This window comes from Streptomyces sp. NPDC051104 (assembly GCF_040682835.1).
In the GTDB taxonomy this organism is placed as follows: Bacteria; Actinomycetota; Actinomycetes; order Streptomycetales; family Streptomycetaceae; genus Streptomyces; species Streptomyces cynarae.
Genome location: NZ_JBFBBS010000032.1, coordinates 1 through 18,160 on the forward strand (window position 1 = coordinate 1; position 18,160 = coordinate 18,160).

At 72.5% G+C, this 18,160-nt stretch carries 11 protein-coding genes and 7 pseudogenes; 11 read left to right on the forward strand and 7 right to left on the reverse strand.

Features of this window, described 5'->3' with window-relative positions; all coding sequences use genetic code 11:
- Positions 1–90: 90 nt before the first annotated feature.
- Positions 91–1,101, reverse strand: coding sequence for a helix-turn-helix domain-containing protein (locus tag AB0N14_RS30355; protein WP_366028902.1), 1,011 nt, complete (start codon positions 1,099–1,101; stop codon positions 91–93).
- A gap of 71 nt (positions 1,102–1,172) precedes the next feature.
- On the opposite strand from AB0N14_RS30355, the gene AB0N14_RS30360 reads away from it, so the two are divergent.
- Entirely contained in the window at positions 1,173–2,477 is a 1,305-nt protein-coding gene (locus tag AB0N14_RS30360; RefSeq protein ID WP_366028903.1) for an MFS transporter, read from the forward strand.
- A 115-nt stretch (positions 2,478–2,592) separates the two neighbouring features.
- Here AB0N14_RS30360 and AB0N14_RS30365 read toward each other — a convergent pair whose 3' ends face one another.
- Entirely contained in the window at positions 2,593–3,792 is a 1,200-nt protein-coding gene (locus AB0N14_RS30365; RefSeq protein ID WP_366028904.1) for an NAD(P)/FAD-dependent oxidoreductase, read from the reverse strand.
- Between the two features lie 145 nt (positions 3,793–3,937).
- Between AB0N14_RS30365 and AB0N14_RS30370 the strand changes: the two are divergent.
- The 3 genes and pseudogenes from AB0N14_RS30370 to AB0N14_RS30380 form a co-directional block, all read left to right on the forward strand.
- A pseudogene (locus AB0N14_RS30370) lies at positions 3,938–4,048 on the forward strand (DoxX family protein); the annotation flags it as partial.
- 65 nt (positions 4,049–4,113) lie between these two features.
- Positions 4,114–4,728 carry a GNAT family protein gene (locus AB0N14_RS30375; RefSeq protein WP_366028905.1) on the forward strand — a complete coding sequence of 205 codons (615 nt, stop codon included), beginning with the start codon at positions 4,114–4,116 and terminating at the stop codon, positions 4,726–4,728.
- Positions 4,729–4,767: 39 nt separating this feature from the next.
- Positions 4,768–5,637 carry a GNAT family N-acetyltransferase gene (locus AB0N14_RS30380; protein ID WP_366028906.1) on the forward strand — a complete coding sequence of 290 codons (870 nt, stop codon included), beginning with the start codon at positions 4,768–4,770 and terminating at the stop codon, positions 5,635–5,637.
- A 7-nt stretch (positions 5,638–5,644) separates the two neighbouring features.
- Here AB0N14_RS30380 and AB0N14_RS30385 read toward each other — a convergent pair whose 3' ends face one another.
- Positions 5,645–6,310 (reverse strand): pyridoxal 5'-phosphate synthase, encoded by a 666-nt coding sequence (locus tag AB0N14_RS30385; protein ID WP_366028907.1) that lies wholly within the window; start codon positions 6,308–6,310, stop codon positions 5,645–5,647.
- A gap of 201 nt (positions 6,311–6,511) precedes the next feature.
- Between AB0N14_RS30385 and AB0N14_RS30390 the strand changes: the two are divergent.
- A pseudogene (locus AB0N14_RS30390) lies at positions 6,512–6,986 on the forward strand (acyl-CoA dehydrogenase family protein); the annotation flags it as partial.
- 120 nt (positions 6,987–7,106) lie between these two features.
- Here the strand turns inward: AB0N14_RS30390 and AB0N14_RS30395 are convergent.
- Complete coding sequence (locus tag AB0N14_RS30395) at positions 7,107–7,742, reverse strand: TetR family transcriptional regulator (protein ID WP_366028962.1); 636 nt, start codon at positions 7,740–7,742, stop codon at positions 7,107–7,109.
- Between the two features lie 155 nt (positions 7,743–7,897).
- Between AB0N14_RS30395 and AB0N14_RS30400 the strand changes: the two genes are divergently transcribed.
- Complete coding sequence (locus AB0N14_RS30400) at positions 7,898–8,635, forward strand: VOC family protein (RefSeq protein WP_366028908.1); 738 nt, start codon at positions 7,898–7,900, stop codon at positions 8,633–8,635.
- Between the two features lie 226 nt (positions 8,636–8,861).
- A complete protein-coding gene (locus tag AB0N14_RS30405) occupies positions 8,862–11,225 on the forward strand; it encodes a serine/threonine-protein kinase (RefSeq protein ID WP_366028909.1) in 2,364 nt (787 codons plus the stop codon).
- Between the two features lie 399 nt (positions 11,226–11,624).
- Here AB0N14_RS30405 and AB0N14_RS30410 read toward each other — a convergent pair.
- Positions 11,625–11,927 (reverse strand): annotated as a pseudogene (locus AB0N14_RS30410) (enoyl-CoA hydratase/isomerase family protein); the annotation flags it as partial.
- Here AB0N14_RS30410 and AB0N14_RS30415 point away from each other — a divergent pair.
- Together AB0N14_RS30415 and AB0N14_RS30420 are read left to right on the forward strand one after the other, a co-directional pair.
- Positions 11,914–12,508, forward strand: a pseudogene (locus AB0N14_RS30415) (AMP-binding protein); the annotation flags it as partial. The pseudogenes AB0N14_RS30410 and AB0N14_RS30415 overlap by 14 nt on opposite strands.
- Before the next feature lie 85 nt (positions 12,509–12,593).
- Positions 12,594–13,639: pseudogene (locus AB0N14_RS30420) on the forward strand (questin oxidase family protein).
- An 86-nt stretch (positions 13,640–13,725) separates the two neighbouring features.
- On the opposite strand, the gene AB0N14_RS30425 reads toward AB0N14_RS30420, so the two are convergent.
- Positions 13,726–13,890 carry a hypothetical protein gene (locus AB0N14_RS30425; RefSeq protein WP_263230536.1) on the reverse strand — a complete coding sequence of 55 codons (165 nt, stop codon included), beginning with the start codon at positions 13,888–13,890 and terminating at the stop codon, positions 13,726–13,728.
- Positions 13,891–14,102: 212 nt separating this feature from the next.
- A complete protein-coding gene (locus AB0N14_RS30430) occupies positions 14,103–17,045 on the reverse strand; it encodes a BTAD domain-containing putative transcriptional regulator (RefSeq protein WP_366028910.1) in 2,943 nt (980 codons plus the stop codon).
- Positions 17,046–17,274: 229 nt separating this feature from the next.
- Here AB0N14_RS30430 and AB0N14_RS30435 point away from each other — a divergent pair.
- Together AB0N14_RS30435 and AB0N14_RS30440 are read left to right on the forward strand one after the other, a co-directional pair.
- Positions 17,275–17,829: pseudogene (locus AB0N14_RS30435) on the forward strand (amidohydrolase); the annotation flags it as partial.
- A pseudogene (locus AB0N14_RS30440) lies at positions 17,829–18,119 on the forward strand (aldehyde dehydrogenase family protein); the annotation flags it as partial. The pseudogenes AB0N14_RS30435 and AB0N14_RS30440, both read left to right, overlap by 1 nt.
- Positions 18,120–18,160: the final 41 nt, after the last annotated feature.

Consider the following 18,160-nt stretch of genomic DNA (forward strand, 5'->3'; position numbering starts at 1 on the left):
TGACCCGATATGACAGCCATACCGCAACCAACGAGCCAGCCCAGCGCCGGTCACCGGCGGGCATCAGAAAACCATGTGCGAAGAACGGGACTAGGGAGTGACGACCGGGTCGGCGGCCCCCATGCGGAAGGTGCGCCGGTATGTGGTGGGCGTGACGCCGAGGGCCGCCTGGAGGTGCTGGCGCATCGACTGGGAGGTGCCGAAACCGGCGTCCCGCGCCACCTGGTCCATCGACAGGTCGGTGGACTCCAGCAGATGGCGGGCCCGTTCGACCCGCTGCTGGGTGAGCCACTGGCCCGGGCTCATGCCGACCTCCTCGCGGAAACGGCGTGTGAAGGTGCGTACGGACATGGCCTCCTGCTCCGCCATGTCGCGCAGCTGGATGGGTTCGTGGAGGCGGCCGAGCGCCCAGGCGCGGGCGGCGGTGGTGGTCGCCGGCTGCGTCTCGGGTACCGGGCGGTGGATGTACTGCGCCTGGCCGCCGTCGCGGTGAGGCGGGACGACCGTGCGGCGGGCCACGTCGTTGGCGACGGCGCTGCCGTGGTCGCGGCGCACCATGTGCAGGCACAGGTCGATCCCGGCTGCGACGCCCGCGGAGGTCAGGATGTCGCCGTCGTCGATGAACAGGACGTCCGGATCGACCTTGATCCGGGGAAAGAGCCGCTGGAGGTGCTCCGCCTCGGCCCAGTGCGTGGTGGCGGGACGCCCGTCGAGAAGGCCGGCGGCGGCGAAGACGTAGACGCCGGTGCAGATGGAGGCGAGCCGGGTGCCGGGCCGGATACGGGCGAGCGCGGCGGCCAGCTCGTCGGTCAGCACGCCCTCGTCGAAGACCGGGCCCAGCTCGTAGGACGCCGGGACGATCACGGTGTCTGCGGTGGCCAGGGCCTCCGGGCCGTTCTCGACGTGGATGGAGAAGTCGGCGTCCGTCTCGACCGGGCCCGGTGGCCGGACGGAGCAGGTGACGACCTCGTACAGATGCCGGCCTTCGGCGTCCTTGGGACGCCCGAAGATCCGGTGCGGGATGCCCAGTTCGAAGGGGAGCAGCCCGTCGAGGGCGAGGACGACGACGCGGTGCGGCCGGAACGTGGACTCACGGGTCATGGCCCGATCCTAGCGAATGCTGTCCCTCAGGCCACTCGATCGGAAAGAGGTCAGGCCCGAAGATCTATGACGTGACCCAGACAACCGCCACCGCACCCACTGTCGAGGAACCCCACCCGACCCGGACGACCCGCATCCACCGCGCCTGGTTCGTCGCCGCCGTCACCTTCGTGACGATCATCGGCGCCGCGGCCTTCCGTTCGCTGCCGGGCCTGCTGATCGACCCGCTGCACCAGGAGTTCCACTGGTCGCGCGGCACGATCGGCGCGGCGGTGTCGATCAACCTCGCGCTGTACGGTCTGACCGCCCCGTTCGCCGCCGCCCTGATGGACCGCTTCGGCATCCGCAGGGTGGTCGCCGTGGCCCTCGTGGTGATCGCACTCGGCTCGGGCGCGACCGTGTGGATGACGGCGCCGTGGCAGCTCCTGCTGTGCTGGGGCCTGCTGGTGGGCCTGGGCTCCGGTTCGATGGCGCTGGCCTTCGCGGCGACGGTCACCAACCGCTGGTTCACCACGCGGCGCGGTCTGGTGAGCGGCATCCTCACCGCGGGCTCGGCCTCCGGGCAGCTGATCTTCCTGCCCCTGCTGTCCTGGATGGTGGAGGACCACGGCTGGCGCCCGGCCGCGGTGACGGTGGCCCTCGCCGCCCTCGCGGTCGTCCCCTTCGTCTGGCTGCTGCTGCGCGACCACCCGGCGGACGCGGGCCTGAAGCCGTACGGCGCGGAGGAGTTCGTGCCGAAGCCGGAACCCGCGCGGGGCGCCGCCCGCCGCGCCGTCACCGTGCTGTTCTCGGCGGTGCGCACGGGCCCGTTCTGGCTGCTGGCCGGTACCTTCGCGATCTGCGGCGCCTCCACCAACGGCCTGATCCAGACCCACTTCGTCCCGGCGGCGCACGACCACGGAATGCCGATCACGGCGGCGGCTTCGCTGCTCGCGGTCATCGGTGTCTTCGACGTGGTGGGCACGATCGCCTCGGGCTGGTTCACGGACCGCTTCGAGCCGCGCCGCCTGCTCGCCGTGTACTACGCCCTGCGCGGCACCTCGCTGCTGTTCCTGCCCATGCTGCTGGCCCCGTCCGTCCATCCGCCGATGATCTTCTTCATCGTCTTCTACGGCCTGGACTGGGTCGCCACGGTCCCGCCCACGCTGGCGCTGTGCCGGGAGCAGTACGGCGAGGACAGCGCCATCGTCTTCGGCTGGGTCCTGGCCTCCCACCAGGTCGGCGCGGCCCTGGTCGCCTTCCTCGGCGGCGTGGCACGGGACACCTTCGGCTCGTACGACGTGGTCTGGTACGCGGCGGGGGCGCTGTGCGCGGCGGCGGCCCTGATGGCCCTGGTGATCCGGCGCCGCCCGGCGGGAGCACCGGCACTGGCGTGACCCGGCCGGCTGATCGTCCTGGGCATGGCCCTAGAGGAACCGCCCCTTGTGGAACAGCAGCGGCCTGTCGTCCCCGCCGCCTGGCGGCCCCCGTGCCGGCCCCGCCCGGTCGATGTCAGCCTGCGGCGCGTGTCCGCTCCACCTGGCGGGCGACGGCCTTCGCGATCTTCTGTGCGTCGAGGGCCAGTTCGCGGAGCATCCCGCTGATCGGATTGGTGAAGCCGGTGAAGTACAGGCCGCGGGCGGTGTCCGGGGTGCGGGCGCCGTGGACGACCGGTCTGCCGCGAGCATCGAGGACACCGAGGTGCCCGACCAGGCCCTCCAGGGCGCGGACGTACCCGGTCGCGGCGATCACGGCGTCCGGCTCGATCCGGTTGCCGTCGGCGAGGACGACCTTGCCGCCCTCGAAGCCCTCGACGGCCGCCACCACCTCGACCCGCCGCTTGCGCACGGCGTCGATGAGCCCGACGTCCTGCACGGGGATCGAGCCGTCCTTGACCCTGCTGTACAGCCCGGTGCCGGGCCGGGGCAGCCCGTACGCCGACAGGTCCGGCACGCTCAGCCTCGTCACCGGCCGGGCCAGCCGGTCGACGAGCCCCACCGGCAGCCGCCGTACGAGCACGCCCGTGTACTGGGTGGCCCACCCGGCGGTCGAGCGCCGCAGGATGTGGGGCGCCGTCCGCACCGACAGCCGCACCCGCGAGGCGCCGCCCTCCACCAGGTCGACGGCGATCTCGGCGCCGGTGTTGCCGGCGCCGACGACGAGGACCTCACGGCCGGAGTACGGCTTCGCGTTGCGGTACTCGCCGGCGTGCAGGAGCTCGCCGGTGAAGGCGTCGCGGCCGGGCCAGTCGGGCACGCGCGGGGTGTGGTTGTAGCCGGTGGCGACGACGACCGCGCTGCCGGTCAGCTCACGGCCGCCGGTGGCGTGCAGCAGCCAGCCGGTGCCGTCGGGGGCGGGATCGATGCGGGAGACCTCGACGCCGGTGACTATCTCCAGCTGGTGGTGCTCGGCGTACTTCTCCAGGTAGCGCACCACGTCGTCGCGTGACACCCACCGCCCGAAGGACCGCGGCATCGGCAGCCCGGGCAGGGCGGACAGGCGCCGCGTGGTGTGCAGGTGCAGCCGGTCGTAGTGGCGCCGCCAGGACGCTCCGACCCGGTCGGACTTCTCCAGTACGACGGCCCGTACGCCCTGGGCGCGCAACGCGTACGCGGCGGCCAGCCCGCCCGGGCCGCCGCCGACGACGTACACCGGTCGGTCCTCGTGGGCGGGCACCACGGTATGTGGTGAAGCGGAAGACGAGTCGGCCATGAGCGGGAGCGTAACCACGCGCCGCGTTGATGGGTCTCGGTCAAGACCGGAATCGGTTGCGAATTGATCACGGCTGTAGGAGGAGGGGGTGGGACCAGTGGCGCAGGCGGACCGGTTGTGGCGGAGCGGTGGGTCATCCTCTTTCTGGGCCGAGCAGGGGCAGAACTCGATGATGGCGCTGATCTCGGTGGTGGCGCTGTTCGGGATGTCGTGGCAGACCTGGTCGGTGGACGGCGCGTTGCGGCTGTTCCGGTGAGCGGGCGCATTCCGGCCGGGGGAGAACCGGTGATCGCATCCGGCCTGGATTGATTGAATGGCCCGATGGCCGACATACGCGAGAGGACCCTCAGCCACCCCGTTCCCGAACTCCAGGGCCACGGTCTGCGGTTGAGTTTCTGGGACCCGGGGTCAGACGCCCACCTCGAGGCATGGTTCCGGGGGCTGACCGACCCGGATTTCACGCAGTGGAACACGCCGCTGAAGATCGTGCGGGACAGGGCCGACGCGGCCCAGTCGCTGCGGTTGAAGGCGGAGGGCACGGCGAACGGGAGCAGCGTGTCGTTCCGGATCACGGACGCGGCGAACGGTACGACACTGGGGCACATCGGCGTCAACGAGATCGACCGTGTCCTGAGCCTGGCCCGCGTCGGCTACTGGGTGCTGCCCGAGGCCCGTGGCCACGGCGTCGCGACCCGAGCGCTCGCGCTCGCCGCCCACTGGGCCCTCACCGACCTCGGCCTGCACCGCCTGGAACTCGGCCACGCCCTCGGCCACGAGGCGTCCTGCCGTATCGCCGAGCGGTGCGGCTTCCGGTACGAGGGGACGCTGCGCGACGCGATGTTCGCAGCGGGACGGCACGACGCGTTCCGGGACGTGCATCTGCACGCCAGGATCGCGAGCGACCCGGAGCCGACACTTCCCCGCCAGGAGGCGTAAATCGCATGCGGGGCACGGTGGTTCACGGGATCGTGGCGTATGGCCTCAGACGCGTACGACTGGCAGTTCACCGATGACCTCGAGGATTTCCTCGACCGGGCCGGGGCGTTCCTGTGGTCCGAGCCCGCGCTGCACACCGTCCAGCTGACGGTCACCGACAGGCTGCGGACGGACGGACCCGCCTCGTTCGGCGAGGAGGCGCCGTACTTCGGCCGACTCGTGGACGGCAACGGCGCCGTACGGGCCACCGTCTTCCGGACACCGCCCTACCCGCTCAACCTGACGGCGCTCACCGAGGGGGCCGCCGAGGCGCTGGCGGCACGGCTGGCCGAGGACGGGCGAGCGGTGCCGTCCGTCATGGGACCGGCGGAGGCGGTAGCCGCGTTCATCGCCGCCTGGGCGCGCCGCAGCGGTGCACCCGCCCGCCTCGGGATGCGCCAGCGGCTCTACCGCCTCGGCACCCTCACCCCGCCCGACCCCGCGCCGCCCGGTCGCGCCCGCGTCGCCGCGGCGGACGACCACGAACTGGTCGCGCGGTGGTACGCCGCGTTCTGCGCGGACGTCGGGGAGGCGGTGCAGGATCCCGACCGATGGGCCGAGGGAAGGCTCGCACACGGTGGCGTCACGCTCTGGGAGCTCCCCGACGGCACACCCGTGGCCCTGGCGAGCGTCACCCCCGAGGTCGCCGGGCAGATCCGCGTCGCCACCGTCTACACCCCCGCCCCGCTGCGCGGCCGCGGCTACGCCGGGGGCGCCACCGCAGCGGTCAGCCAGGCCGCGCTCGACGCGGGCGCCAAGGAGGTCCTGCTGTTCACCGACCTCGCGAACCCCAGCAGCAACGGCCTCTACCAGAGGCTCGGCTACCGGCCGGTGGCGGATTTCGCGATGTACGAGTTCGGGGACGCGTGACGCTCCCTCACGGCCACAGCAGTTCCGTCGCCCAGCCGGCCTCCGTACGGTGGTAGCGGAGCCGCACGTGCCGGCGCCTCGCGTCCCCCTGGAAGAACTCCACCTCCTCGGGCCGGAGGCGGTACAGCGTCCAGGACGGGACCGGGGCGTCCGGCTGTCGCTGCGCCTGCTCCCAGGCCTGCTCCGACGCCCGTGCCAATTCCTCGGTGGAGCCCAGTACTTCGCTCTGGCGGCCCGTGAGTGCCGCCGCCAGCGCCCCGGTCGAGCGGGCGTGCAGATCCGCCTGCCCCTCCTGCGACGGCGCGGCCGTGACCGGGCCGCGCACCCGGATCTGGCGGCCCTGCACGGGCCAGTAGAAGCCGAGGGCGGCATACGGCCGGGTCGCCAGCTGCCGGCCCTTGCGGCTGCCCGCGTGCGTCGCGAACGACCAGCCGTCCGCGTCCGCGCCGTGCAGCATCACGATCCGCACGTCGGGTGTGCCGTCCGCGTCCGCCGTCGCCAGCGACATGGTGTGCGGCTCGGTCTGCCCCGCCGCCACCGCCTGCGCGAACCACTCCGTGAACAGCGCGAGCGGCTCCCCGGGCGCCGCCGCCGGGTCGAAGACGGGCAGCTCGGTGGTCTCCGGGTCCCACACCCGCAGGGACCTGAGCAGCTCATGAAGATCCGTTGCCATGCCCCGAGTATCCGCCACCCGGGAACGCCGTCCCTGCCGCCCTCACCCCCGCCCCAGCACCACCGGATCGCGGCGCGTTGACCGGGCCTGGAAGTCATAAGCTGACGGGACATCAGATAAGAGGTCGCCGGAGTCTGTGCGTGCGAAGGCCGCTCGGCCCTAATATGACGCTCCATCAGATGGCGAAAGGGGCGGTCGCGTATGGACACCCGCTTCACCGCCGAACAGGACGAGATCCGCCGTACGGCGCGCGAGGTGCTGGCCAAGCGTCGCGGGCCCGAGGACGTGCGCGCCGCCGCCCGGACCGCCGCCGGGTACGACCCCGCCCTGTGGGCCACCCTCGGTGGGCAGCTCGGCCTGCCGGGGCTGGCGCTCCCCGAGGCCTACGGCGGTGCGGGTTGCGGCACGACCGAACTCGCCCTCGCCTGTGAAGAGGTGGGCCGGGCCCTCGCTCCCTCCCCGCTGCTCGCCGCCGCGGTCCTCGCCGCGCCCCTGCTTGCTCGCCCTGGGCACCGACGCCCAGCGCGCCGCACTGCTGCCCCGGATCGCCGCCGGGGAGCTGACCGCCTCCCTCGCCGTCCCGGGGACCGCCCTCGCCACCGCCCTCGCCCTCACCGAGGACAACCAGGGCGACTGGGCGGGCGGCGGACGCGCCGGTGGCGTCCAGGCGCGTCGGGCGCGCAGAGGGGCACTGGCACGGTGGGCCGGACGGCGCGACAGGCGGTGGTCCACTCGGGTGAAACACCGCCTGGGTGACAGGACTTGGCGCCGTCGCGGCGAGTGCCGTGCCCGGGGGCTACTTCGTCGGCTTCCTGCCGGTGACGCCCAGGTACACCAACAGCGCGAGGTTCGGCTTCAGTTCGGCCTGCTTGACGCCCCAGGACGTGAAGCCCTTCTGGTGGGAGGACACGGACGCGAGCATCGCCACGAGCGCGCCCGCCATGGCCGCCGGGTTCACGTCCTTGTCGACCCTGCCCTTGGACTGGAGCTCGGCGATCGAGTCCGCGAGGGAGTTGTTCACCGAGTTCAGGATCTTCATGCGGATCTTGTAGAAGCGCTTGTCGCCCTCGGCCGCGCCGAGGTCCACCACGCGCAGGATGGCGTCGTGTTTGCGCCAGAACTCCAGGAAACCTTCCACGAGTTCCTGCGCGGTCTGCCAGCCGGCCTTCCCGGCCCAGGAGCGGCCTTCCAGCAGCTGGGTCAACCCGGCGCTCTCCGCGGCCATTTGGCCCGCGATCTCGAGGACGGCGCCCTCGACGTCCGGGAAGTACTGGTAGAAGGTCGCCGGTGACGTCCCCGCCTTCCGGGCGACATCAATGACTTTGACGTCGCGGTAAGGCGAGGAGCTGAGCATCTCGCTGAGGCAGTCGAGCAGCTTCTGCCGCGTCGCCTGCCCGCGTCGACCGGCCACGCGGCCGTCGACGGTACGCACTTGTCCTGTCATGCCGTCAGCTTACCGAGGGGTGATCGAAGCGCGATTCGGCCGACTGCAAATGGGGAGTACAGGGGCCTGCACCCGCTTCGGGGGCGGTGAAAAGGGAGTACGCCCGCGAGCGCTCCACGGGTCGTGCACGTTAGCTTGGCAGCATGGCCGAAAATCCGCCATCGTCTTCGCACGGCGGCCCCTTCCCCGAGGGCGTTCCGTGCTGGATCGACGCGCAGTTGCCCGACGTCGAGGCGGGCAAGCGGTTCTACGGTGAGCTCTTCGGGTGGAGCTTCGAGGAGGCGCCCGGCTCGTCCGTGTGGGCGCACCTCGGCGGCGAACCGGTGGCCGCGCTGACCCGCAAGGTCGACGGGCGGATGCCCACCGTCTGGACGGTGTACTTCGCCACCCCCGACGCCACCGCGCTCGCCCGGCGGGTCCTGGCGGCCGGCGGACAGGTCGTCGCCCTGCCCGAGCCCGTTGACGGCCTCGGCACCGCGGCGCTGGCAGCCGACCCCCAGGGCGCCGTGTTCGGGCTCTGGCAGGCCGGGGCGCACGCGGGCTTCGGCAAGCGGCACGAGCCCGGCTCCTTCACCTGGGCCGAGCTGTACACGCGGGACACCGCCGCCGCGAACACCTTCTACACGGGCCTCTTCCACGACGCCCTGTTCGGCCCCGGCGCCGTCCCCGACTTCGGGCGGGCCCCGCTCGAGGACGTCTTCCCCGCCGAGATGCCGCCGCACTTCCTCGTCCACTTCGGCGTCCGGGACGGCGCGGCGGCGCTCGGCGCGGTGGCCCGGCTGGGCGGGCGCGTACAGGTACCGGCGTTCGAGACCTCGTACGGACGGGTGGCGGTGGTCAGTGACGACCAGGGGGCGAGTTTCGCGCTTCTCCAGCGCTGACGGCCCCCGCAGGCCTCCCGTTCCACCATGCGGGCGCCCGCTTCCCGTCTCCCCGTGCGTCATGCTTTTGTCCTGAGACACCCTGTTCCGCCCTCGGGTTAGCTTCCACACGCCCGGACAGGAAGAATCGGGGTGCGTGCCGCCATGGCGGTGCGGTGGTGAGACGCTGCACGGGGTCGCGTGCACAAGGCGGATGACGCGACCCGTACGGGGAGGTGGCAGGCAAGTGGTGGATCAGCTGACGCAGCACGATCCGCGGCGGATCGGGCCGTTCGAGGTGCTGGGACGGCTGGGTGCCGGCGGCATGGGGCTGGTCTATCTCGCGCGCTCGGCGTCGGGCCGGCGCGTGGCGATCAAGACGGTGCGCACGGAACTGGCCGAGGACCAGCTGTTCCGGGTGCGCTTCACCCGCGAGGTGGAGGCCGCCCGGGCGGTCTCCGGCTTCTACACCGCCGCCGTGGTCGACGCCGACCCGCGGGCGGCCGTGCCCTGGCTCGCCACCGCCTATGTGCCCGCGCCCTCCCTCGAGGAGATAGTGACCGAGTGCGGCCCGTTGCCGGCCCAGGCGGTGCGCTGGCTCGCGGCGGGCGTGGCCGAGGCGCTGCAGTCCATCCACGGGGCGGGCCTGGTCCACCGGGACCTGAAGCCGTCGAACGTCCTCGTCGTCGAGGACGGCCCCCGGGTGATCGACTTCGGAATCGCCTCCGGCGTATCGAACACCCGTCTGACCATGACCAATGTGGCCGTCGGTACGCCCGCCTACATGTCCCCCGAACAGGCCAAGGACTCGCGCAGCGTCACCGGTGCCAGCGATGTGTTCTCGCTCGGCTCGATGCTCGTCTTCGCGGCCACCGGGCATCCCCCCTTCCACGGCGCCAACCCCGTCGAGACCGTCTTCATGCTGCTGCGCGAGGGCCCGGACCTGTCCGGGCTGCCGGACGAGCTGCGCCCGCTCATCGAGTCGTGCATGCAGATGGACCCCACCGCCCGCCCCAACCCGGCCGACCTCCAGGCCCAGCTCGCCCCGCACCTGTTCGGCTCCGGCTCCGACGACAGCGGTACGGCGTCGGCGTGGCTGCCCGAGAGGGCGGTCACCCTGATCGAGGCCCGCCGGGGCGGGCGCCCCGCCACCAAGCCCTCCACCTCCGGCAACCGCAGCGGCGGCGGCGCGCGCCCCGCGGTGCCGCCCCCGCCCTCCCACGACCCGGTGCCGCCGCCGTTCCACGACCCGGTACCGATGCCGGTCGGCGCGCCCGACTCCGGGCCGGTGCGGCTCGCGGGCGCCTCCGTGCCGATCGGACCCGGGCCGCGGGTCGCCGACGCCCGGGCCGCCGCGCTCAAGGCGCCGCCGCCTCACGCCGCGCTCGCCGCGTCCTGGTCCCGTCCGGGCGCCGGGGTCAACGGCGCGCCCGGAGCCGCGCCCGCGGTCCCCGCGCCGCCCGCGCCCCCGGAGGCCGCCTCCGGCTGGCGCCCGTGGCGCTTCCGCATGTCGAACGACGTGTGGGGCACGCCCGCGGTCGCCGACGACCTGGTCTACGTCACCTCCTTCGAGGTGCACGCCCTGGACGTGGCGACCGGCCGCCGCCGCTTCAAGACCCGCGACGTCGCGTGGTCCATGGCGGTCGCGGACGGCCGTGTCCACGCCTCCGACGGGCCCACCCTGTTCGCCCTGGACGCCCGCGAGGGCACCGATCTGTGGCGGCTCCAGATGGACGGCTGGGTGTACTCCCTCAAGGCCGACCGCGGCACGGTCGTCACCGCCACCCGTGGCGGCGGCCTCCAGGCGTGGGAGGCGTCCGACGGCCGGAAGCTGTGGGAGCTCACCGGCGCGCAGACCGAGTTCGAGACCCCGGAGGCGGGTCCGGCGCTCCATGACGGCACGGTGTACGTGTGGCAGGACGCCCGGCTGCGCGCCCTGGACGCCCGCAGCGGCGAGGAGCGCTGGGCGTACCCCATCGGCGACGCGGCCTCCTGCGGCGGGGTCCCGGTACGCCTGGCCCACGCGACGGGCGGCTGTGTGTACGTCTGTGCCGGCACCCGGGTCCTGGCCCTGGAGGTGGCGAGCGGCATGCCGCGCTGGCACTTCGAGGCGCCGGCGGTCTTCCTGAGCCCGCCCGCCTTCGCACCGGGTCCGGCGGTGACGGGCGGCGGCGTCTACCTCGCGGACTACCTCGGCACGGTGTACGCCCTCGACGCGGCGGACGGCCGCGACCGCTGGCGCATCGCCACCGAGTCCCGGGCGGCGATCGACCCGGTGCTGGTGGCCGCCGGGCACGTCCACGTGGGCAGCGGCAAGGGCCTGTACACCCTCGACGCGGTCACCGGCACCCCCAAGTGGCGCTTTCAGGCGGGCGGAGACATCGTGGGCTCCCCGGCGGTCGCGGAGGGCCGCATCCACTTCGGCTCCACGGACCACCTGCTGTACACGCTGAAGGCCGATGACGGCCGCCTGCGCTGGAAGCTGGCCACCGGCGGCGAGATCACCGGCGCCCCGGTGGTGAAGGACGGCGTGGTGTACGCGTGCAGCAAGGACCGCTGCGTGTACGCACTGGACGCGGAGAAGGGCACGGGGACGTCCCGCACGTCCTGAGCCACTGGGGTCTTTCGTTCGGATCAGGCCGGATCAGGGAGCGGGGCCTGGTGCGTGCAGCTGCGAGGCGGAGGAGGCTGTGACATCAGCCGCTACCGCGGCGGGCAACGCGATGGGGGTCCCCCCGCCGAGCGTGTTCGAGCGTGGGGGAGTCGGCGACCGACGACAACGCCGCTGGGGGTGCCCCCACGCCGTCAAGGCAGTGGGGGAGTGCGTGCCAGGCCCCGCGAGGCCGGCATGATCCAAACGAGAGGCCCTGGGCGGGCCGAGACGGCCGTCGCACCGGACCGGACGGAAGGGGCTCGGGACGGCGGCCGTCACCCCTGACGCTACGCGCTGTGGTCGGGACGTGCCATACCGTGTCGACCGCAGGGGGCCGAACGGTGCCTCACCGCACCCGGAACCCATCCCTCCGCCAGCCGCGAACAGCTCCGCCTGCCGCTCCGGCGGCAGGTTCCCGAGCGCGATCAGCGCCGGTGCCTGCGCCCCTGCCGCCTCCTTCGCCGCCCACAGCGCCCGTACGGTGCCCTGCACGCCCTCCGGCGGACAGGAGGCGACGACGGCGGCACAGCGCACCGCGGCGTCCAAGGCGCCGCCTGGCGGGGTGAGTTCGGACACGAGTCCGATCTCGTACGCCCGCCGCGCCGAGATACGCTCGGCGGTCCCCATCAGCGCCATCCGGGCGGCCTCGATGTGCCGCAGGAGTGATCCGCCGGAGGTGATAGCGACGACATCGGGCCGCCCGATCCCGGGAGTGCAGGTACGGGTGGTGGACGCGGAGGGAGAACCGCTCGGCGCGGGAGTTCCGGGGGAGATCCTGGTCCGGGGCTTCAACGTCATGCGGGGCTACTTCGCGGACGAGACGGCCACGGCGGAAACCCTGACCCCGGACGGCGGCTCCGCACGGGCGACGTCGGAGTACTGGACCCGGGGGGCAACCTCCGCATCACGGACCGCATCAAGGACATGTTCATCGTGGGCGGCTTCAACGCGTACCCGGCGGAGACAGAGCAACTGCCGGCCCTGCACCCGGACGTGGCGGAGGCGGCGGTGATCGGCGTGCCGGACGCACGGCTGGGGGAGGTGGGGAAGGCGTACGTGGTGCGCAGGCCGGGGGCGGTGGTGACGTCCGACGACCTGATCGCGTGGTCGCGCCGCGAATGGCGAACTACAAGGTCCCGAGGGAGGTGGAGTTCGGCGAGGCCCTTCCGAGGAACGCGAGCGGGAAGGTGGTGAAGGGGGAGTTGCGCGGGCGCACGCGACAGGGCCCGGGGACGACGTAGGCCCGACGGAGGGGTGCCGAAGAAGGGGTGCGTCTCGATCCGCAGCCCGATGATGAAAGGCCGGCGCGCACATACCGTCAGGCCCATGGACATCGACGGCACACTCGACGAGGCGTACGAACGGCTGCACCGGACGGGACCGGAGTTCGAGGGCTGGCTGAGCAACCACGGCCCCCATGTGGCATGGCGGTGGAAGCCATGGTCAGACACGGCCACGCGCGCCAGGTGCACCGCTGGTTGGACCTCTACACACGCCGGCTGGACGATCTGCCGCGCGGCACCTCGCCCATCACGGCCGACGACTGGCGCACGGCGCTCGGGGACCCGCGTCGTCTCGGCGACTGGCTGGCGTTCTTCGGCCGTGAGGTGACGGAACGACCCTGGCGTACGGTGCTGGCGACATGGTGGCCAAGGCTGCTGCCGGGCATCGCGGCCGGCGCCACCCACGGCGTGATCCGCACCGGCCACGCGGTCCACGCCCTGCTGGACCACGAGGACGGGCCGCGCCTGACCGAACTGGCCCAAGCCCTCGGCTACTGGGCGGCGCGCTGGCAATGGGTCCCGTTCAGCACCCCCGCCGGAACCGCCGACCCGGCGTCCGCGCTCGCCGCTGTCCCGCGCGTGCCCGACCAGACCGCGGGCATCAACCACCGGCTCGACCAGCTCACCGACCTGCCCGACTGGCCCACCGCGCTGGCCGCGCTGCGACCCGCCACCGAGTCCGGCCAGGCCCGGGACCGCCTGGCCGACCTGACGACCGCCGCGGCCGTGCACTACCTCGCCAACGCCCACGGCTCGGCCGTCATGCTGGTCCACGCCGCGACCGCCCCCATGGCCGTCCTGCGCACCCTGCCCGCCGTGCCGCGCTCCCAGTGGGCGACGAGCCTGCACGCGGCCTGGGCGGCGAGCGCCGCGGTGACCGCGGCCTACACCCCCGCCGCACCCGCACCCCGGCACAGCCTCCCCACGGCCCCCGAGTCGGCGGAGGAGGTCTTCGCCCTGGCCGTCCACCACGGCGACGAACACGTCATCAAACTCGCCGACACCTGCCTCGAGGTCCACCGGCGCACCGGGAACGGAGACGCGTTGGCCGCGGTGATCCGTGCGGCCGGACTGATCGAGGAGCTGTGAAGGGATGGAGTCGAGGCTGGACAGACTTCTGCCGCGACGGCTCCCCCTCCGCGCCGTCGCGGCCGATCCCCGTGTGGGAGAAGGTCTTAGCTGGGGTCCGACGTGATGTGCGTGTTGTCCGGGGTGGCCTCGCCGTCGTTGACATCGGTGATGTGCGTGTTGAGCGGCTGAACCTCGGTGCCGGCCTCGGCGTCGGTGATGTGCGTGTTGTCCGGCTTGACGACCGGCTCGTCCTTGGTGGTGTCGCTCATGCTGGTGCCTCCCCTTGGTTGTTGCTGTCGGACTGTCGTCGGCCCGTCCGGCCACTCCCCCGAGGGTGGCCGGACGGGCCGTTCAAGTCGCCCACCCTAGACTGCGAGTCAGGCGACCTCACCGGCGTTCCGTCTGCCCCCCGACGCGACGGATCGACAAACAAGAGAGTGCCTGGCGGCGATAAACGAACGATGAACGTCCGTGTCGTGCGTTACGCGGCTGCTGCGGGAGCCAACAACGCCTGCACTTCGGCGGCCTCCGGGGAGTGCAGCCCCTCGTAGATTTCGAGGGCTTCTCGCCAGCAGACTTGGGCCCGTCCGGACTGCCCCAGTCGGGTCAGTGCTTTGCCGAGGACGGTGAGCACGTTTCCCCGTCGCCATTCCCCACCGATCCCCCTGAGCATGGCGAGCGCCATCTCGGCGTTGGCGGCGGCCTGCGCGGGGCGCTGGGCCAGGAGATCCACCTCGGCGAGACGGAACAGGGTCATGCCCTCCCACAGTCGCTGGCGACTGGCGCGGAAGACCTGGAGGGCCTGCATGAGGCGGTCGGAGGCATCGGACTGCTGGCCGTTCTTGCTCAAGGCCAGGCCAAGCGCGTAGTGACCGTTCGCGGCCTTGAGCGTGTGTCCGAGTTCCTCGTACATCTCAGTGCCCTGCCGAGCGAGGTTGATCGCGCTGTCGGCACGGTCTGTCGCTAGGTGCAAGCGGGAGAGGTTGCACAGGGCGGTCGCCGTGCCCGGCAGGTCACCGCAGGCGCGAAAGTCCTCGATGGCCCGCTCGAGGTAGTCCTCGGCGTCCCCGTAGCGGCTCTGGTAGAAGGCGAAGGCCCCGAGGATGTTTGCCGCCCAGCAGCAGGGCAGCGGATCCCCTGCGGCCTCGCACAGCCTCAGGGCCTCCCGTGCCTCCTGATCCGCCTGGTCGAAGTAACCGGACCAGTGGCGGGCGTTGGCCAGGACAAGGTTGGCCCGGCCCTCCGAACGGTCGTCCGACGCCGCACGCGCGGCATCACGCAGGGCAGTGGCTGCCGCCTCGTACTCCTTGAAGTTCGCCCCGGACTCCGCCAGATCCACCGCTGCCCACAACAGGTCGACCGCGCGCCTGAGCCGGGCGCCGTCGGACGACTGGCGGACACAGGCGAGCAGCGAGACGGCTTCCGAGTAGAGCCAGTCCTGGGCCGCGCGCCGGTCCGGAAAGACCAGGCCGGCCGTCCGGGTCTTCTCCAGGTGATCCACCAGCCGATCCCCCGGCCGCTCGATCGCGTACACCCCCGCCGCCGTGGCCAGGTAAAAGTCCAGCAACCGCGACATCGCCGCATCCCGCTCGCTCGGCGGATGTTCGTCCCGTTCCGCGCACGCACGCGCGTAGAGTCGGACCAGGTCGTGGTAGCGGTAGCGGCCGGGTGCAGCCGACTCCAGCAGAGAGGTGTCGACGAGGGACTCCAGCAGGCCCTCCGTCTCCTCCAGCGGGAGGTCCAGGACAGCCGCGGCGGCCGCCAGGGAGATGTCCGGGCCGTCCGCCAAGCCCAGCAGCCGGAACGCCCGCGCCTGCGCAGGCTCCAACTGGCCGTAGCCCAGCTCGAACGTCGCCTTCACCGCCAGGTCGCCCGCCTGGAGTTCGTCCAGGCGGCGTCGCTCGTCCGCCAGCTTCGCGGCCAGGACCGAGACCGTCCAGGTGCGGCGCGCCGCCAGGCGGGACGCGGCGATGCGGATCGCCAGCGGCAGGAAGCCGCACGCCGCCACCACGTCCAGCGCCGCCTCCCGTTCCGAGGCCACCCTTTCCTCGCCCACGATCTTCGTGAACAACGACAAGGCCTCGTCGGGCGACATCACGTCCAGGTCCACCAGGTGCGCGCCCGCCAGGTCGACCATACGGACCCGTGACGTCACGAGCGCCGCGCAGCCCTCCGTGCCCGGCAGCAGCGGGCGTACCTGGGCGGCGTCGCGCGCGTTGTCCAGCAGGACCAGCACCCGGCGGCCGTCCAGCACCGAGCGGTACAGGGCCGAGCGTTCCTCCAGCGAGTCCGGGATCGCCGAGTCCGCCGTGCCCAGGGCGCGCAGGAAGGAGCCGAGGACCGTCTCCGGTTCCGCCGCTCGCGGGCCCGCGCCCTGCAGGTCCACGTACAGCTGGCCGTCCGGGAAGGCCGACCGGGCCTGGTGGGCCACGTGCACGGCCAACGTCGTCTTGCCCACGCCTCCGATGCCCGCCAGCGCCGACACCGCCATCACCCTGCCCTCCGCCGACGCCAGCACCTCGCTGAGTTCGGCGACGAAGGCGGCACGGCCCGTGAAGTCCGGGACGGTGGCCGGGAGCTGCGCCGGGCGTACGGGGGCGGCGGAGGGTTCGGGCGCCGGTGCCGATGGTTCCGCGAGGGTCGGGTCCGCCTGGAGGATGCGCTGCTGGAGTTCCTTCAGGCCGGGGCGGGGGTCCACTCCGAGTTCGTCGGCCAGCAGGCGGCGCGTGTCCGCGTAGACCGCGAGAGCCTCGGCCTGGCGGCCGGAGCGGTACAGCGCCAGCATCAGCAGCTCCCGCAGGCGCTCGCGCAGGGGGTGCGCCGCCGTCAGGGCCGTGAGCTCGGAGACCGCCTCCGCGTGGCAGCCCTGTTCCAGGTCCATGTCGAGGCGGGACTCGAGGAGTTGCAGGCGCCACTCCTCCAGACGGGCCCGCTGCGCCTCCGCGTACGGGCCGGGCACGCCGGCCAGCGGCTCCCCGTCCCACAGCGCGAACGCCTCGTTCAGGACCTGCCGGGCATGGCGCAGGTCTCCGGAGCTCTTCGCCTTCTCCGCCTCCGCGGCCAGCTCCTGGGCGGCGGCCAGGTCCAGGGAGCGGGGCTCGCCCAGCCGCACCGCGTAGCCGCCCGACTCGCTGAGCAGGACGCCCGGTGAGAGCACTTTGCGCAGACGGGAGGCGTAGGTGCGGACCGCCGCCAGCGCCCGCGGGGGCGGGTCGTCGCCCCAGAGCGCGTCGATCAGTTCGGACGCCGTCGCCGTACGGCCCTCGCGCATCAGCAACGCGGCCAGCAGGGCGCGCTGCTGCGGCGAGCCCGTGGCCAGCAGCTCCTCCCCGCGCCAGGCGCGCACCGGTCCGAGCACACCGAAGCGCAGTGTCGCCGAATCCTCGGGACCCCGCTGCTCAGGTACTCGCGGCACACCGTCCATCGTTGCCCCCTGGCCCCCTGCCGAACCGTCCACGACCAAGAGGCCAGTTTGCCTTGTTCATGGCGGATGCGTCAGCCGTGGGAGACGGCGATCACAGGCCACTGTGCGGTGCGTCACAAGGTTCCCACACGCTCTTCGCATATCCGAAGCGCCCCGTCTCCCCCTGTCCCGAGCGCCGCTCGGTCCACAGTAGCTGACGTACCGTCAGATCAGTGCTGCCTTGACCGACATGGAGACCTCAGCGACCGGCACCGGAACCGCCTTCCCGAAGATCATCTCCGTCGACGACCACACCGTGGAGCCCCCGAACGTCTGGCAGGACCGCCTCCCGGCGAAGTACCGCGGCATCGGTCCGCGCATCGTCCGCGCGCCCCTGAAGGAAATGACGTTCCTGGGCGGCAGGTTCGCCCCGGTCATGGGCACCCCCGGCGACGAGGGCCCGCTCGGCGACTGGTGGGTGTACGAGGACCTGCACCGGCCCCTGACCCGCCTCGACACCGCCGTCGGCTGCAGCAGGGACGAGATCAGGCTCGAGGTGATCACCTACGAGCAGATGCGCCCGGGCTCGTACGACGTCCCCCGGCGCCTCGCCGGCATGGACGTCAACCACGTCCAGTCCGCCCTCTGCTTCCCCACCTTCCCGCGCTTTTGCGGACAGACCTTCACCGAGGCCAAGGACCGCGAGCTCGGACTGCTGTCCATCAGGGCGTACAACGACTGGATGGTGGAGGAGTGGTGCGGGCCCGAGGCGCGCGGACGCCTCATACCCCTCACCCTCATCCCCAGATCTTCGGCCCGGTGGTCGTGGTGGTCCCCTTCGACGGGGAGGAGGAGGGCATCGACCTGGCCAACGCCTCCGACTACGGCCTGATCGACTACGTCTGGTCGGGCGACGTGGCCCGCGCCTTCCGTGTGGCGCGCCGGCTGCGCGCGGGCGGCGTCGGTGTGAACACGGTCGGCCGCAACATGGAGGCGCCGTTCGGCGGCTTCAAGAAGAGCGGGGTGGGCCGCGACGTGGGCTCCTACGCCCTGCACGCCTACAGCGAGTTGCAGGTCGTCGTGTGGCCGGGCTGACCAGGGGGTCCGACGACTCCCCACCGCCTTGGCCCGGCCTG

What these genes read in the sequence shown, in the direction of transcription:
- AB0N14_RS30355 (WP_366028902.1), bottom strand. Translation starts at nt 1,101, where the DNA reads ATGACCCGTGAGTCCACGTTCCGGCCGCACCGCGTCGTCGTCCTCGCC.
- AB0N14_RS30365 (WP_366028904.1), bottom strand. Translation starts at nt 3,792, where the DNA reads ATGGCCGACTCGTCTTCCGCTTCACCACATACCGTGGTGCCCGCCCAC.
- AB0N14_RS30375 (WP_366028905.1), top strand. Translation starts at nt 4,114, where the DNA reads ATGGCCGACATACGCGAGAGGACCCTCAGCCACCCCGTTCCCGAACTC.
- AB0N14_RS30380 (WP_366028906.1), top strand. Translation starts at nt 4,768, where the DNA reads ATGGCCTCAGACGCGTACGACTGGCAGTTCACCGATGACCTCGAGGAT.
- AB0N14_RS30385 (WP_366028907.1), bottom strand. Translation starts at nt 6,310, where the DNA reads ATGGCAACGGATCTTCATGAGCTGCTCAGGTCCCTGCGGGTGTGGGAC.
- AB0N14_RS30400 (WP_366028908.1), top strand. Translation starts at nt 7,898, where the DNA reads ATGGCCGAAAATCCGCCATCGTCTTCGCACGGCGGCCCCTTCCCCGAG.
- AB0N14_RS30425 (WP_263230536.1), bottom strand. Translation starts at nt 13,890, where the DNA reads ATGAGCGACACCACCAAGGACGAGCCGGTCGTCAAGCCGGACAACACG.
- AB0N14_RS30430 (WP_366028910.1), bottom strand. Translation starts at nt 17,045, where the DNA reads ATGGACGGTGTGCCGCGAGTACCTGAGCAGCGGGGTCCCGAGGATTCG.